The organism is Exiguobacterium sp. SH1S1 (genome assembly GCF_004337245.1).
Classification (GTDB): domain Bacteria; phylum Bacillota; class Bacilli; order Exiguobacteriales; family Exiguobacteriaceae; genus Exiguobacterium; species Exiguobacterium aurantiacum_A.
In genome coordinates this window covers 1-16470 of sequence record NZ_SJUZ01000016.1, presented here as the reverse complement: position 1 = coordinate 16470, position 16470 = coordinate 1, and the positions used below count along the sequence as shown (strand labels likewise).

The 16470-nt window shown below is 48.3% G+C and carries 13 protein-coding genes, 1 rRNA gene and 2 riboswitches; of the genes, 6 read left to right on the top strand and 8 right to left on the bottom strand.

What is annotated here, in order from left to right; translation table 11 throughout:
* Nucleotides 1–63, bottom strand: a 16S ribosomal RNA gene (locus EVJ23_RS14885); the annotation flags it as partial.
* 332 nt (nt 64–395) lie between these two features.
* On the opposite strand from EVJ23_RS14885, the gene EVJ23_RS14880 reads away from it, so the two are divergent.
* Nucleotides 396–1229, top strand: a complete 834-nt coding sequence (locus tag EVJ23_RS14880; RefSeq protein ID WP_131466588.1) for a VanW family protein — start codon at nt 396–398, stop codon at nt 1227–1229.
* Nucleotides 1230–1249: 20 nt separating this feature from the next.
* Here EVJ23_RS14880 and EVJ23_RS14875 read toward each other — a convergent pair whose 3' ends face one another.
* From EVJ23_RS14875 to EVJ23_RS14850, 6 genes are all read right to left on the bottom strand, one after another.
* Nucleotides 1250–2611, bottom strand: a complete 1362-nt coding sequence (locus EVJ23_RS14875) for an NCS2 family permease (protein WP_131466586.1) — start codon at nt 2609–2611, stop codon at nt 1250–1252.
* Between the two features lie 88 nt (nt 2612–2699).
* Nucleotides 2700–2801: riboswitch (purine riboswitch) on the bottom strand.
* Nucleotides 2802–2934: 133 nt separating this feature from the next.
* Complete coding sequence (gene guaA, locus EVJ23_RS14870; protein ID WP_070329119.1) at nt 2935–4458, bottom strand: glutamine-hydrolyzing GMP synthase; 1524 nt, start codon at nt 4456–4458, stop codon at nt 2935–2937.
* Between the two features lie 111 nt (nt 4459–4569).
* A riboswitch (purine riboswitch) is annotated at nt 4570–4670 on the bottom strand.
* 41 nt (nt 4671–4711) lie between these two features.
* Nucleotides 4712–6796 carry a transglutaminase domain-containing protein gene (locus EVJ23_RS14865; protein WP_236641241.1) on the bottom strand — a complete coding sequence of 695 codons (2085 nt, stop codon included), beginning with the start codon at nt 6794–6796 and terminating at the stop codon, nt 4712–4714.
* 8 nt (nt 6797–6804) lie between these two features.
* Nucleotides 6805–7872 carry a DUF58 domain-containing protein gene (locus EVJ23_RS14860; protein ID WP_131466582.1) on the bottom strand — a complete coding sequence of 356 codons (1068 nt, stop codon included), beginning with the start codon at nt 7870–7872 and terminating at the stop codon, nt 6805–6807.
* Nucleotides 7869–8822, bottom strand: a complete 954-nt coding sequence (locus tag EVJ23_RS14855; protein ID WP_070329107.1) for an AAA family ATPase — start codon at nt 8820–8822, stop codon at nt 7869–7871. Before EVJ23_RS14855 ends, EVJ23_RS14860 begins: the two co-directional genes overlap by 4 nt.
* Nucleotides 8823–8994: 172 nt before the next feature.
* Nucleotides 8995–9600: a flavin reductase family protein gene (locus tag EVJ23_RS14850; RefSeq protein WP_131466580.1), complete on the bottom strand. Its 606-nt coding sequence runs from the start codon at nt 9598–9600 to the stop codon at nt 8995–8997.
* Nucleotides 9601–9864: 264 nt separating this feature from the next.
* Here EVJ23_RS14850 and EVJ23_RS14845 point away from each other — a divergent pair, with 264 nt between their 5' ends.
* Together EVJ23_RS14845 and EVJ23_RS14840 are read left to right on the top strand one after the other, a co-directional pair.
* Nucleotides 9865–11703, top strand: coding sequence for an ATP-binding protein (locus EVJ23_RS14845; protein ID WP_236633572.1), 1839 nt, complete (start codon nt 9865–9867; stop codon nt 11701–11703).
* 205 nt (nt 11704–11908) lie between these two features.
* Nucleotides 11909–12229: a hypothetical protein gene (locus tag EVJ23_RS14840; RefSeq protein ID WP_131466578.1), complete on the top strand. Its 321-nt coding sequence runs from the start codon at nt 11909–11911 to the stop codon at nt 12227–12229.
* A 59-nt stretch (nt 12230–12288) separates the two neighbouring features.
* On the opposite strand, the gene EVJ23_RS14835 is transcribed toward EVJ23_RS14840, so the two are convergent.
* On the bottom strand, nt 12289–13551 hold the full coding sequence (locus EVJ23_RS14835) for a tetratricopeptide repeat protein (protein ID WP_131466576.1): 1263 nt from the start codon (nt 13549–13551) through the stop codon (nt 12289–12291).
* 266 nt (nt 13552–13817) lie between these two features.
* Between EVJ23_RS14835 and EVJ23_RS14830 the strand changes: the two genes are divergently transcribed.
* The 3 genes from EVJ23_RS14830 (at nt 13818) to EVJ23_RS14820 (ending at nt 16321) form a co-directional block, all read left to right on the top strand.
* A complete protein-coding gene (locus EVJ23_RS14830; RefSeq protein ID WP_131466574.1) occupies nt 13818–14495 on the top strand; it encodes a hypothetical protein in 678 nt (225 codons plus the stop codon).
* Nucleotides 14496–14557: 62 nt separating this feature from the next.
* Nucleotides 14558–14761: a hypothetical protein gene (locus EVJ23_RS14825; protein WP_131466572.1), complete on the top strand. Its 204-nt coding sequence runs from the start codon at nt 14558–14560 to the stop codon at nt 14759–14761.
* 231 nt (nt 14762–14992) lie between these two features.
* Nucleotides 14993–16321 (top strand): N-acetylmuramoyl-L-alanine amidase family protein, encoded by a 1329-nt coding sequence (locus EVJ23_RS14820; protein ID WP_236633797.1) that lies wholly within the window; start codon nt 14993–14995, stop codon nt 16319–16321.
* The last annotated feature ends 149 nt before the right edge of the window (nt 16322–16470 follow it).

The following is a 16470-nucleotide window of genomic DNA, read 5'->3' as shown; positions in this document are numbered from 1 at the left end:
GACTTGCATGTATTAGGCACGCCGCCAGCGTTCGTCCTGAGCCAGGATCAAACTCTCCAAAGAATTTGATATAGCTCTTGAAAATGACGAAGCTTGCGCTTCAATCAAAACTTGTAAAACTTTTTTTGCCTCATCGTTCAGTTTTCAAAGTTCGTCTGCCGCGCTTAGCGACTAAATGATAATAACATTTCTTTTTAAATCATGTCAACAACTTTTTTCTTGTTTCCGAAAGCGTTGTTGGCAACAGAGATAACTATATCATCCTCCAAACTGCCTGGCAAGCATTATTCTAAAAAAACTTTAGAAAATTTCCTTTCTTATTTTCTCTAAAGAAGGAATCACTCTCCGCTAATCGAATACGTCCCCTATACTCATTCACAGAAGGTGGCCACGGCATGCAGCAACTCCAACCAAAACATAGGTCTGCCCTACGTATCTGGGCAGGGACACAAGTATATACGCTCAAGCGAAGTCTTGAATGGATGACAGACGAGAAGCACTATGCGTCCACTAAAAGTAAAGCGCCGTTGCCTCATTTGATCCACACCCATCGCACACCTTTATATAGAAGACTCCGTGATGTCGATATGGAAATGCAACGAAACAAAGTGATCAACCTGCACATCGCAATCAAGCAACTTAACAACTTGATCGTCCACCCTGGTGAAGTATTATCTTACTGGAAATCAATCGGGCGGCCGACGAAACGGAAAGGATATGTCGACGGCATGATCCTTCACTACGGCAAAGTCACTACCGGTGTCGGGGGCGGCCTATGTCAACTTTCGAATTTGATTTACTGGATCACACTGCACAGCCCACTCACCGTCACCGAACGTTATCGGCACAGTTACGATGTATTCCCGGACTCTAGACGCGACCAACCGTTCGGCAGCGGGGCGACATGTTCATACAATTATCTCGATCTGCAAATTACGAATCAGACAACCCAAACGTATCAATTGCTTCTATATATAGAAGGAGATGAACTTGTCGGCGAATGGCGGTCCGACATCCCGCCGGCCGTCAGTTATAGAATATACGAACAAAACCACCATTTCACAAAGGAATGGTGGGGCGGTACAATCCGGCACAATCAAATTTTCCAAGAAGTCATTTCACAGGACGGGACACTGCTGCGTAACGAGTTCATCACCGAAAACCACGCCTTGACGATGTATGACCCGTTCCTGCCAGAGAATACCGTATACAAAAAGGCCGACTCTTGATCGAGTCGGCCTTAGTCACGTTATGCGTGCGGTAAGAACATGAAGTAAGCAAGGAAGATGACGAGCATCCCGTACATGATTGGATGAATTTCTTTCGTCTTCCCTTTCGCGATCATCATGAGCGGATAAAGGATAAACCCAAGTCCAATCCCAGTAGCAATCGATGAAGTGAGCGGCATCATGATAATCGTCAAGAATGCCGGAACTGCGATTTCTATTTTTTTCCAATCGATATCGAGGAGAGCTGAGGCCATCAACACACCAACGATGATGAGTGCCGGTGCCGTAACCGGTGCCGTGACGACTGCTAAGAGTGGTGAGAAGAACAACGCTAACCCGAAGAAGAGACCTGCGAACACAGCAGTCAACCCTGTACGACCACCCGCCGCTACACCCGCTGACGATTCGACGTAAGACGTCGCTGTCGACGTACCGAAGATCGCACCTGCAACCGTCGCAGTCGAATCCGCCATGAGCGCCTTACTCGCACGCGGCACTTTGTTTTCTTTCATGATTCCAGCTTGACGCGCAACAGCAACGAGCGTTCCTGCCGTATCAAAGAAGTCGATGAAGAAGAACGTCAAGATGACGATGAGCATTTGAAGCGTGAAAACATCACCGAAGTTGATGAATGCTTGGCCGAACGTCGAAGACATGCTTGGCGGCATCGATACAACATCTGAGATTGCAGTCGGTGTCGGCACGAGACCAAAAATCATTCCTGCGATGGCTGTCAACAACATCCCAATGAAAATTCCACCCTTGATGTCTCGAGCCATCAACAATGCACTGACGACGAGACCGAATACCGCGAGAAGCGTAGTTCCTGTCCTGAGCGATCCAAGGCCGACAAGTGTCGCTTCGTTCGCAACAACAATCCCTGCATTTTTCAAGCCGATGAAGGCGATGAAGAAACCAATCCCTGCCGCCACCGCCATTTTAAGCGGAGCCGGAATCGCGTTAACGACCGTCTCACGAATACCTGAGAGCGTCAAAGCGATAAAGAACAATCCTGAGACGAGAACACCCGAGAGCGCCGTCTGCCACGGGATGCCCATCCCGATGACGACACTGTAGGCGAAGAAGGCGTTAAGCCCCATACCAGGCGCGATGGCGATCGGGTAGTTGGCGAATAGCCCCATCGTGACCGATCCGATAAGTGCGACGAGACCAGTTGCCACGAAGACGGCACCCATGTCCATCCCAGCAGCCCCGAGCACGTTCGGGTTGACGAACAAGATGTACGCCATCGCGAGGAATGTAGTGAATCCTGCGACGAGTTCGGTTTTTACGTTCGTTCCAAGTTCATTCAACTGGAAGTGACGTTCGATCCGGCTTTCTGACGGTTGATGTTTCGGTTCTTGCTTGAGCTGTGTGCTCATTGGTTTTCCTCCTTGGCTCGCCGTAAAACGAGAAAGGTCCCCGATCAATGACCGAGGACCCCACGCGAAACATACAGGGACAGACGTCCCCTTATATATGTCTCGCCGTAGTGAAATCATTTAAGGTGATTTCGTAGAGACTCTCGGGCCATATTCCCGATATTATACGGCAAAATTTAATTTGATTGTTCGGATATGAATAAGAACGTTTTTATCTTATCAGCGTTAAAATTGAATGTCAACAAAATAACGGATTTTATTAATATTTTTTCGTTAAATGTTCGGAATTAGACAAAAGCAGAGGGATTCCCCTCTGCTCAAGTTTATTCCCACTCGATTGTCGCTGGTGGCTTCGATGTGATGTCGTACAGGACACGGTTGACGTGACTGACTTCATTGACGATTCGAACTGAAATCTTTTCAAGCACGTCCCACGGGATACGTGCCCAGTCCGACGTCATCCCATCAATCGACGTGACGGCACGAACGCCGACCGCATAGTCGTAAGTCCGCTCGTCGCCCATGACCCCGACCGAACGGATCGGTGTGAGGACGGTGAAGTACTGCCAGATATCGCGTTCGAGTCCAGCCTTCTTCACTTCTTCGCGAAGGATCGCATCCGACTCGCGGACGATTTCAAGCTTCTCTTCTGTGATCTCACCGAGGACGCGAATGCCAAGACCCGGTCCCGGGAACGGCTGACGCCAAACGATGTATTCAGGAAGGCCGAGTTCGGTCCCGAGTTCCCGTACTTCATCTTTAAATAGCGTGTTGAGCGGCTCGATCAACGTGAAGTTCATATCTTCAGGCAGGCCACCGACGTTATGGTGCGACTTGATCGTCTGCGCCGTGTCAGTACCGCTCTCGATGATATCCGTGTAAAGCGTCCCTTGGGCAAGGAAGTCCATATCGACGAGTTGAGACGCTTCTTCGTCAAACACGTAAATGAACTCATTGCCGATAATTTTCCGCTTCTGTTCCGGATCCGAGACGCCGGCCAACTTCGCCATGAAACGTTCTTGCGCATCGATTTTGATGACTTTCATGTTGAATCCGTCTGCGAACGTCTTCATGACGCTATCCGCCTCGTTTTTACGGAGCAAACCATGGTCGACGAACATACACGTCAACTGGTCCCCAATCGCACGATGGACGAGTGCTGCGACGACAGATGAGTCGACACCGCCAGACAAGGCGCAGAGGACTTGTTTATCGCCGACGATCTCACGGATCTTTTCGACTTCGATGTCGATAAAGTTCTCCATCGACCACTCGCCTTTGGCACCACACACTTCATAGATGAAGTTTTTCAAGATGTCGTTGCCGTACTCCGAGTGACGTACTTCCGGATGGTACTGGACACCATACATTTTGAGGTCGTCGTTTTTGATCGAGGCGACCGGGCAAGACGGGTTCGTCCCATCGACGATGAACCCTTCCGGTGCTTCCATGACGAGGTCACCGTGGCTCATCCACACCGTATGCTCAACTGGCAAGCCTGTGTAAAGGGCAGATGCTTCAGGTGTCGAGAACAGCGTCGCTTTCCCATACTCGCGATGGGCCGCACGTTCGACGCGTCCACCGAAGTGATGCGTCATGAGCTGCATGCCGTAACAGATCCCAAAGATCGGGATACCGAGTTCAAAGATTTCCGGATCGCAGCGGTACGCACCTTCCGCGTAAACGCTGTTCGGTCCGCCCGAGAAAATAATACCGGCCGGGGCAAGTTCACGAATCTCGGCAGCGGTCATCTTATGGGAATGAAGCTCACTGTACACCCCAAGGTCACGCACTCGGCGTGTGATCAACTGATTGTATTGTCCTCCAAAGTCGAGCACCAAAATCATTTCTTGTTCTATCTTCACAAAACCTCCACCTTTCTGCCTTCATCTCAAAAAAAGAGCGAGCCTCTCCCCCGGATTCACCAAACCGAAGAAGAAGCACGCCCTTTTTTCTGTATACGAAACGTGCTCCTTCATAGTCGGTCCATTTACGGTGGTCCGGTAGAGACTCTCGCGCCAATTCGCGAGTATATACGAAGGAATGCTTTGTTCAATTGTCTAACTAATGCGTCTATCTTACTGTATGAACCCGTTCACTTCAACTCATAATTCGGCGAATCATGATTTTCCAATATTCTTTATATTTTGAATTCGGAGTTTGATCGGCGTAAAGGCTCTGTTCGAACAAGCGCGTCAAGCGCGTCATTTCGTCCGATTCGTAGTACGCATCGACTTCGGCCGCGAGCTCGGACGGCGTCCGGCCCTCAACTTTAAATCCGGCGCCGCGAAGCCGTTTCACGAGATAACGATGCATCGCCACGAGCCGTGGTTCATTGAGCGGACGTCTCGTCCACCAGAGGACCATGATCAACCGTTCGAGTGACTTACGGTTCCAGACGAGCAAGGCAACTGCGAACACGATGAGCACCCAAGCCCAAACCGGTATATTCCACGACTCGGCCGCCGTCTCGCCTGTCGCGACGTCGTCGAGCGCCAAGTCTTCTTGCGGACGGTTCGTCTGTTGATCGTTTTGGTTCGCCTGAGGGTCGTTCGCCACCGGATCATCTGCTCGGATGTCCGATTCCGTTTCGACTTGCAACAAGCTAGAGTCAGAGAAACTGATCGTCGCCTCGAGCGGCACCCAACCAGCCCCTTCCACGAAATACTCGACCCACGAGTGGGCGTGGCGGTTTCGGACCGTATATTCTTCCTCACCTTGGATGACTCCGCGTGTATCCCCCATCGTAAAGCCTTTCACCCAACGCGTTGGCACGCCGTTCGCCCGCAGGAGCACGGCAGCTGACGTTGAGAAGTTATCACAGTACCCGACGAGCGTATCGAACAAGAACTGGTCGACATAGTCGGTCTCGCCTTCAGGGGTTGCCACATCTTCCGTGTCATATTGGAACTCGCCTGACTGGAAGAAGGCTTGGATCGCTTGCGCTTGTTCGTACGGGTTCTCACTGTCGGCCATAATCTCGACCGCTAAATCACGGACCCGGTCCGGTAGCGTATCCGGCAACTGCAAATAAGCTTGTTGCTCCTCGTCCGTCAACGTCGTCACCGGTTCGTTCAGCTCGAGTTGTTGTTCTGTAAATGCAGGGACGCTGTATCGCAACTGAATCGTCTCCGGCGTCACTTGTCCGTCATTATCGAATACGATTTTTCCGGAAGGGCGAATGTGGATCGTCTCATTCGGGAACGCCTCTTCGATGTCTCCGACAAGGAACTCCGTCCCACTCTCCGTCTCCGCTGCCTGCGGGTATTCCCCGCCATAGGGGACGAACGACTGGCGGCGGTCAAATCGGAGCAACGCCTGTTCCGGGGTCGTATCGACCTCATCGTCGACGAGCTGCCCCCGGTTATAGTCAGAATCGAGGACAGGGGATTCAACCCATCCTTTACCCGTGTAAATCTCTTTTGCCTCGATGCGCCAATAGCGGGCCGGCACACCCCGTGCGATGAAGACGATGCCGTCATCTTGTTCGAACGGACCGCCGAGCTGTTCGTCGTTCACGCCATAACCGACGCGACCACTCCCCGAACCGCCCTCGTTCACCGCGTTTTGGAAACTCGTCGTCAACCGATCAGACCAGTCCCCTTCGATTGTCGGAGACACACTGCCAAGTACGATGACGACCGCAGCGAGCAGGCTGATGCTGACGTAACGGACGAGCGATTTGCTCGGACGCTTCGCCACATCGGTCACGAACAAGAGGAAGAGCGATGCCAAGATGGCGAATAGGATATTACTTTCACCATCATAGAGCGTCCACGTGTCAAAATACGCCATCAACCCAAGCGTCGAGACAATCATTCCGAGAACGAAGCCGTAGCTCGGATACGTCCGGCCGACCAAAATGGCAAACAAGACACCGATGAGCGCCATCGCCGAGAAGAAAATGGCTTCTTCAGGCAGCGCCCCGCTCAATACGCCCGTCAAGTCGTCGAGCCATAGTCCGAACCAGTCGAGCAAACTGCCGTGATAGATGTAGAGGACCGTAAAAAAGTTGAGGACGACGACAGTGATAAAGCCGTACCAAGGGAGCAGGCTCGCAAACATCGGCACGAGCAACAAAAATAAAAACGGCCAGTTCACATCAAACGTCGTGCTTCCGACAATCGGTTCAACCCAAAATGACAACAAGTAAGCGGCCAGGGCCGTATAAACGATTCGCTTCACCCACTCGGTCATGTCGTCACCTCATTCGCCGTATAGAGATGATAGCTGCCTTGGGTCTCATGCATGAGTTCGCGCACCCATTTCGTCTCGAACGGGCTAATCAAAATCAAGTTGCCCGTCTCCTGCGGCATGTTGCGCTTGACCCGCTCGACGAGACGGGCTTCCGGTTCCGGCGTCGCCGTCAACAGATAATGCCCAAGCTCGGCACTTTGGTCCGGCAAGTGGAACAAGCGGACTTGCTCTTCAATGACGTACAGTTCAAACGGCAAGTTTTTGCGCTCGAGTTGCCGAATCGCCCCGACGAGCAGTGACAGCGAACGTTCGAACGCTTCCTCATGCCCGGCCGAAGCCGACGGCACGAATACGAGCGATAGTTTCTTTTCTTGTTCTTGGTCGAACGTCTTCGTCATCAAGTTGTCTCGACGGGCCGACGCTTTCCAATCGATCCGGCCGATACGGTCACCGGCCGCATACTCACGGACACCGCTCGTCGTATTGGCGACTTCGGTATATGTCCGGGTGCGCCGATATTGCTCGCCCCGTCCGCCGACGTGTTCATCGCGCGGCAAATCGAAAGGAAGTTCAGCCGGGGAGACTTCGACGACCGTCTCAATCCGAAGCGTCCGTTTACGGTCGAATAACCCAAAGACGTCACGGACGTGAAGGAGTGTCCGGTCAAACACATGAATGCCTCGCTTAATGTGTTCAACCTCATAATGGACCGTCTCACTGCGTCGAAAGAAACGATCGACCGGGGTCACGATCGGATTCGTCACCTCGGCCAAGCGCGATGGCGGTGTCTCTTCAAGCGTAACGACACCGATGAGGAACGGGTACTTTCGTTCGATTCGAAGTGCCACGTCCATCGTCTGCCCAGAGACGAGTCGTTTTGTCGTGACGCGACGAGACACGTTCGCCGCCGTGACAGGATACACCATGAACAGCGTCCAGTACACGGTCAAGACGAAAAATGACCACCATAGCGTCGACGCGACGATACTCCCTTCGATGCGAGCGAACGCATAAAGTCCGAATGCCGCCGCCCAGACGAGGAACAGCTTCATCCAATTTTTCATACTTCCTTGACCTCGCGATCCATCGGGACGGGAAGTGTGTCGAGCCACCCTTTGACGAGTTGCTCTGACGTCTTCCCTTTATAGCGCGCTTCCGCCGTCAACAATACCCGGTGCCCGAGCACGCTTCCTGCGAGCGCCTTGACGTCATCCGGTAAGACGAAATCACGGTTATGGATGTATGCCCACGCCTGAGCCGTTTTCATTAGAGCGAGCGTCGCCCGCGGACTTCCGCCGAGGTATGTGAACGGGTCGTTCCGCGTCTCATGAATCAAGCGGACGATATACTGCTTGACCGCGCTCGAGACGTGAACGTCGCGTACTTCACGCTGCATCTGTTCCACTTCTTCTTTCGAGATGACACTTTGCAACGCTTCTAGCGGTTCTGCCTTCTCGAAGCGGGTCAACAAGGCAATCTCCTCATTAAATGACGGATAGCCCATCTCGATTTTGAGAAGAAAACGGTCGAGTTGGGCTTCCGGTAACGGGTACGTCCCTTCATGCTCGATCGGGTTTTGGGTCGCCATGACGAAGAACGGCGACGGAAGAATCTTCACTTCGCCGTCAACGGTCACACTGCGCTCCGCCATCGCCTCTAAGAGCGCCGACTGCGTCTTTGGTGACGTCCGGTTGATTTCGTCGGCTAGGACGATGTTGCCCATGAGCGGGCCAGGACGATATTCAAACTCTTTCGTCTTTTGGTTATACATCGAGATGCCCGTCAAATCGGACGGGAGCATGTCTGGAGTGAATTGAACGCGTTTAAAGTTAAGGTCGATGGCACGGCTGAAGGCACGAACGAGCATCGTCTTCCCGACACCCGGGACATCTTCTAACAGCACGTGACCTCCGGCAAGCAAAGCAGTCAAACTTTTCGCGATGACATCTTCTTTTCCGACGATCACCGTCTCAATGGCGGTGATGATCGATTGAATGGCTGGACGATAAGACATGGCCGACTCCCCTTTTTCTCTTGTTCCTGTCTCTTCCGAAATTCGAATGTTCTGATTTTATTGTGACATATTGAGCCGCTTGAATGAAAGAAATACATCGTACGAATCGGCTTTCCGTTCTTTACCCGAAAACAGGCGCCCTCTCTCCAAAACGAGCGGGCGCCTTCGATATTTATTTAGGTCGTTCAATCTCGAACTGTTCACCGAGTTTGGCATAAAAATCACCAGCCAGACGGCTGACCGGTGCCAATTGCGCTGCGTCGACGCGCCCGGCTTGATACAATTCGGGATCGACATGAAAACGGACGACACGGGCGATTAAAACATCGGCCGTCACTTTTCCGTCATGTTCGATGGGAACGTGATGATGAAGTTTACACTCCATCCGGATCTTCGCTTCTTTGACACCCGGCGTTTCAATGACGTCACTCGGTTCGAGCGTGAACGTCGTCCGGTCGAGCTCACTTTCCTCTGGCCCTAGGTTCGCCGCCGTCTCGTTTACGAGTGCGACGTTCGTCTCATCGACGATATGAATCACGAGTTCCTCAGTCGCAACTGCATTCCGAGCCGTATCTTTCATGACGCCATCTTTTCGTTGGATGGACACCGAGACGAGCGGAGGGTTTGACGCGATGATATTAAAGTAACTGAACGGGGCAGCATTGACGACATCACCGTTGCGCGTCGTCACAAAAGCAATCGGCCGCGGGACGATGCTCCCGATTAAAAACTTATACGTATCTCGTTCAGTCAATGCAGTCGGATCGATTGATAACATAAGCCACCTCTTCTTTCATCATATTGTTACTTTCAAGCTAGCTGTTTCGAATGGACGATGTCAAACGTAAACGCATCGGAATGTGTAGGGTTATTAAATTCGGGGTATATCCGTTTAGATGTGTTAATTAGAGAAAAAGAAAATCAGCCGATTTCACAGTACATGAGCAGTTTGGTTTTCAGACGATTTCTCTTTATGTATATTTCGATTATTTGATGAATGAAGTGGAGTGGTTTTCAGACAAGGAAGGAAGTAGAGCGTATTATGGGCAAGTGGATTGAACAATTGGACAGTCGCCAAATACTCCGCATCTTATACGGAGTATGTATCGCTAGCCTCGTCTTGACCGGGATCGGAGCTTGGGTCGTTCGAGACGGGACAGTCTCGTCAAGCGAACTGATGTCGCTACGCTGGATCTGGGTAGTCGGGTTAGTCATGTTTATCGGAGCTATTTTGTTAATCGGGCGACCGCTCATCAAACGGATGGCTGCTCAAAACGAAAACATGCACGCGAAGCAACAAGAGACGCAACAAGTGCTCGAGGAATCAAAACAAAATGAGACCAAACTACAATCCCGAAACGAATTGATTGAAGTGCTCGCCTCGAAGGAATCGTTATTCGACTATTCTTCGGTCATCGAAAAAATCGTCTTGTTGACCGAAGCAGAATTCGGCGCGTTGATGCTCGTCAAGGACGGAGAAATCCATTCGGTCGTCCCAAATGGAATGACCGAGGAACAACAAGAGAGCTTAATCGAAAAATCATATCTATTACAACGTACCATGACCTCACAAGCACTCGAGGCGACGTCGAAAAAAATTGCCGACGATGTTCACAACTATCCTTACTATATCCACGAGACGGCCATCCCGGTAAAGGATCCGTCTGATGGCAAGATGATTGGGTGCCTCTACCTCGCTTGTTATGACGAACAGTTCGATGCGAGTGAAAAGTCGGAATTGAACGCGTTCGCGAATCAATTGGCGATTTCCTTGCTACGGACACGCCTTTACAGTCAGATGCAACAAGACCGGAAAGAGACGGCCCAATTGATCAACTCGGTGCGCGAAGCGATCCTCTACTTGAACTACGAAGAACAGACCGTCGTCGGTAACCGGGCTTTCGTGCGCATGTTCGATGAGCTTCAGTTCGAATACAAAGGCTATGAGGAATTGGCCACCGTCTCGATCGATATCGAACAGTTGGCCGAACGCGTCGACCAACGTGAGTTGTTCATCGACTATGTTGAACGCGTCTTCAACCAAGACCCTCCGGTAGACGGACTTTCGATTTCGCTTGACCAGGGGGATTGCTACCTTCAAGTTTACGCGGAAAGTATTTACCGGGACGAGACGCTTCACGGAACGATGCTCGTCTTACGTGATGTGACGGCCGAAACAGAAATCGACCGAATGAAGTCCGAGCTCGTTTCGACCGTGTCTCATGAATTACGGACGCCGCTGTCATCGATTTACGGGTTCACAGAATTGATGCTCGAACGTAATTTGAAAGACAGCCGCCGTGAATTGTATTTGAAGACGATTCATGACGAGGCGAAACGCCTCTCCTACTTGGTCAGCGACTTCCTCGACCTTCAAAAGATGGAGGCCGGAAAACAGACGTTCGAGTGGGAACATGTCGATTTGTATACACTAGCACGCGACAGCATCACATTCTATCAAGAGACGACCGACCTGCACCACATTCACCTCGACGCCGACTCGGCCCAAGATTTTCATATCGAGGCAGATCTCGCCGGGATGCAACAACTACTCGGCAACTTGCTCAGCAACGCCATCAAATACTCACCAGAAGGCGGCAACGTCCTCGTCTCGCTCGAACGGATCGACGATCAAGTCGTCATAAAAGTACGCGATAACGGAATCGGCATCCCTTCGTCCGCTCTGCCGAACTTATTCGGAAAATTTTATCGTGTCGACAATTCGGATCGTCGTAAAATCGGCGGCACCGGGCTTGGCCTTGCCATCTGTAAAGAAATCACTAAAGCACACGAAGGCCACCTTCATGTCGAATCAGTTTACGGTGAAGGCAGCACGTTCATCTGTGAATTACCGACTTTAAAAGAAGCGATTCATCAATGAACACGATTGGCATTTCAGCCGATCGTGTTTTTTCACCGCTTTTTGCTTTTTAATAAAGGAATCTTTTGGCATAATATAGAAAAACAATAGCAACGGAACAGAACAAGTTCACTCGGTTATACCTACGCCAATATTCTTACACGTCTTTTATAGAAAAGAAGTTATACTAAGGAAGAAGAGAGACACACGATTGGAGGTCATGAAGTTGGATCACCAGGACCCACCCGCGTTTTCAGAATTAGGCGACTTTAAACAATGGGGACGTTTTGATTTAAACGTTCCACTTCAAGGTGGACAAACCGAACTCCAGATTGCCGTATCAATCGTGAGAAACCACATCCCGCTTCGCTTAGGTGGTTTCTACATCATCGCGAACGAGGATCATATCCTCCATAGCGGTTCCCACGATTCAAACTTGCAAAAGCACATCATCCACTTGATCCAACAAGTACAGGCAGGGCATGCGGAACAAGAGTCACTTCTCCATGAATCGTTTTGGACGGTCCACTATTTTACTACACCATGAAAGAGACGATTCGGGCGTCTCTTTTTTTGTGCGTGAAAAAACGCCTCCCGAGGGAAGCGTTAATCCCATCTCGACATGATCGCGATAGATTTTTCATAGTACTCGGTAGCTAGTTTGTACTTTCCGTTTTCACGAAGCTCACGCGCAAGCCAGAGTGCGTATTTGTTTGTATATAGATATTCGTCAAACGACTCAAAGTATTGAACCGCTTTCTTTAGGCTGTTCATCAAACTAAGTTTGTCTTGTTCTTGATAACAGTTTTTGTAGATTTCGAAGTGGTAGATAAATTCATCTAAATCCTTTTGATTTCCCATAAGTGCAAATCCTTCTTCTAGCCACTTAATAATCCCTTTAGGATTTTCTAGTGCTGCGTATACTTCGATTAATGACAACACACTATACAGCCGGCTCTTAATTTCTGTTTTATACTCTAAGCTATTAATAAAATAATCTAATGCTTTTTCTTTTTCACCAAGAAGAGAATAAATTTCTCCCATGTTGTTGTATATCATTCCATAATAATGCTTTAAATCGGTTGCGCTAGTAACTTTAATCGCAAGATCATAATGCGATAATGATTCCATATAGCGTTTTCTTCTTTTATAAGCTAAACCGATAATTAAGTGACATTCAATAATCCTTTCCACATAAAAATTGTCTTTGAAGTAAGATAAAGCACTTCTTACATTCTCTATCGCTTGTAAAAAATCCGTGGATTTATAATATATACCTCCCATAATATATCTCATATCGGCTAGTTCCCAGTCGGGTATGTGCGAACTAGACAATCCGTCATTTAGCTGTTCTAACAATTCAAGAGAACCTTCTTTGTCGCCTAGTTGAAATAATGTTAAAGCTTTCATTAATGCGTATCTTAATTTATCATCACGGTCTAGTTGATCTTCAATCCATCCAAGTTCTATAAAGTACTTTCCATCTCGACCAGGCATTAGTTCGAATCGAGCTAAAGTCATTAACAAAGTCGTATACAATTCCTTTGATTGAGAGACGACAGGACTTGTAATGTACTTTTCCACTTTTATTTGTTTATCTTTATCATTTCTAGTTAAAATTGCATCTTTTAACGTCTCACGAATTTCGTGTTTAATCCCTTGAACCTGTTCGCTAAAGTCAAAATACAGAGGGACATCTAATCCAAGCCTTTTAAAAATAAGTTCTAGTACTTCTTCACTAGGCGTAGTTTGATTATTCTCAATTTTACTTAAATATGAAATGGAGCAGATTCCCCTCGCAAGCACGGACTGTTTCATATTATTGCGCATTCGCTCTACTTTAATTAGGTTCCCGTAGTTATATTCCATTTCAAGTAGTAGCCCCTTCGTCCCAAATTTAACGACTATTTATGATTATTCAGGTTATTTTAACGATAATCAGGAAAATGCATTCAAAAAAACGATAAAATACACCTTTTATCACTTCCATTTTCCCAACCAGTAACAGTCCAATAGTCTAATTATCCGTGATAAAATTTAACTATGCAAAAGAAGTAACGATTTCTTTATTAGGTAAATCGATTCAAATTAAAAATAATAAAAGGTAATTCAAAATTCGGAGGTGAATAGAACGAATGGGTAAATTAAACTTTCTACTCGCAGAAGATTATATTAAACCTAGAATTTACTTCCATCCGAAGCAAACGTCTTCTTTTAAGGTATCTTATTCCTATGCTGACACTAATCAGTTTGAGGGATTAGAGCATTTGACCCAATTGTTACGTTCATCTAAAGGCTTCATCCTCAACGCGTTTCAAATTGATTACTATCAGGCTTTACCAAAACTGATTGCTAGAACGCTTCAAGAAAATCGTTCTCATAAAAAGCTATACATTCTTGGGCCTGAACTGTCTCTCTCTATTCTAAAGCGCAGTTCAAAAACAGTCTATGAGAAACATTTTCACGAGTTCGGCTATATCAACATTGAACAGGATCAACAAAGTGTTGTTAGCCAGTGTCTGTCTTTATTGAAAGAAGGACACATCTTATATATTCTCCCAGAAGCATCAATCTGTTGGAGACCAGAACCACTCCAACAGTTTGAAAATCAATTTCCTCCTCTTTGCAGCACACTGCTCAGTCAAGAAGCCCATGTTCCAATTTTGTCATCTGCTACGACAGAAGAGTCTGACAAAGTTACGCTCTATGAACCGAACATGCCACAACAATTCATCGGAGATTTTAAATCACGGATTGAACAACAATCTGAAGCAATCTACACATTGCTAGAATCGCCATTCTCTGACTACTGAGCAACATCACACTAGGGATCATAGCTTATCCACATAAACCAACACATCGGAGGAATTCAATCATGAAAAAAGTAACTGGTATCTTCTTTATCGCAGCAGCAATTCTCCTTTTAGGAAGCTCATTTAAACCAATGGCTGAAGACTTTCCTCGTCTCGGTAAAATTGAACCTATCATTAAACCAATGGCCGAAGACTTCCCACGTCTAGGAAAAATTAATGAACCTGTTCTCAAACCAATGGCCGAAGACTTCCCACGTCTAGGTTGAAAATAAAAATCGAGTATAGATTTATTGAACTCCTATCACTTTCTTGAGAGACGCCTCTGTGCGTCTCTTTTTTTATTCCAAATGCGACTATCGTTCTATTTTTTAAAAAAGATAAATAATTTACATATTAATCTCCATTTTTTTCTTGTTTACTTATATAATAGCGAAGACATGAAGACGATTTCATTTCATCGTTATTTCAAAGATTCAAGAAAAAGGAGCGAATCACGATTGAACATAGAAAAAACGCCTTGGCATTTAAAACTCTTACTTAGCACATCCCTCGTCTTCACTGGCGCAGCAGTCGTACCGCTCGAGCTTTCACAGACCGGATTTGAATCAACTCGTGTCGAAGCGGCCACTACATATAAAACAACAGCTAATTTAAATCTTCGCCTTAGTGCAGCGACTTGGAGCAAAGTCCTTCTGACAATCCCAGCAGGCGCGACGATCAAATACATAAGCAAGTACGGCTCGTGGTATAAAGTCTCTTACGGTGGCAAGACGGGGTACGTCGCTTCACAGTATGTGAAGCAGACAACCGCTTCGACGATGACGACTAGTTCAACGAAAGCCTATACGACAACCGTCAACTTAAATTTACGGAAAAGCGCCTCGACGAAAGGTACGATTCTATTGACGATTCCAACAGGGAAACGAGTGACTTATGTCAGCACATACGGTTCATGGTACAAAGTGACGTATGGCGGACAGACCGGTTACGTCTCCTCACAATATTTAAAAGCTTCAAGTCCATCGACAACGACAAGCTCGACAAAAGCTTATACGACGACTGTCAACTTGAACTTGCGGAAGAGTGCCTCGACGACCGGAACGGTATTGCTTACCATCCCGTCTGGCCGCAATGTGACTTACCGGGGGACGTATGGCTCGTGGTATAAAGTTTCTTACGGTGGGAAGACCGGCTACGTCGCAGCGCGCTATTTGAAAGCGGGCACAACGACGACACCCACTACTTCAACCGGATCAGGACGCACCGTCGTCATCGATGCCGGTCATGGCGGGAACGATCCGGGTGCGGTTTACGGATCTGTCCAAGAGAAAATCATTGCACTCGACATCGCTAAGCGCTTGGCGAACACACTATCGAGCACGTACAACTATAACGTCAAAATGACTCGTGCAAACGATGGCTACTTATCCCTCGCCCAGCGCGTCTCGTTGACAAAGTCATATAAAGGGAGCGCTTTTGTAAGCGTCCATGCCAACTCGGCACCGAGTACGGCCTACCACGGCCATGAAGTTCTCGTCCCAACGACGGAGAGCTACACGACAAACCCTTACGTCTCCGCGAGTCGTAACTTAGGAGCGGCCATCAACCGTGAACTCGGCGTACGCATCCCAACGATTCGTAACCGTGGCGTGAAGTATCAAAACGTGTATGTCATCGGAAAGAATACCGTCCCGTCGACGCTCGTCGAATACGGATTTATTGGCAATGCGAACGATCGCGCTCATCTGACGAGTACGACATATCGTCAACGGATGGCTGATGCGACTGCTTCCGGCATTCATCAATTCATGCGTTCATCGAACTAATTCAAAGAGACCCGGCTGAATGTGATATGCTCCCCAATAGGTAGACAGATGAAATAACAAATCTGTTTATCTATTGGGGAGTGTTTTTTTATGGCGAGAAGTCGGCATTCGATTGAACAAAAACTGAGTGCACTACGTATGCTGGAAGA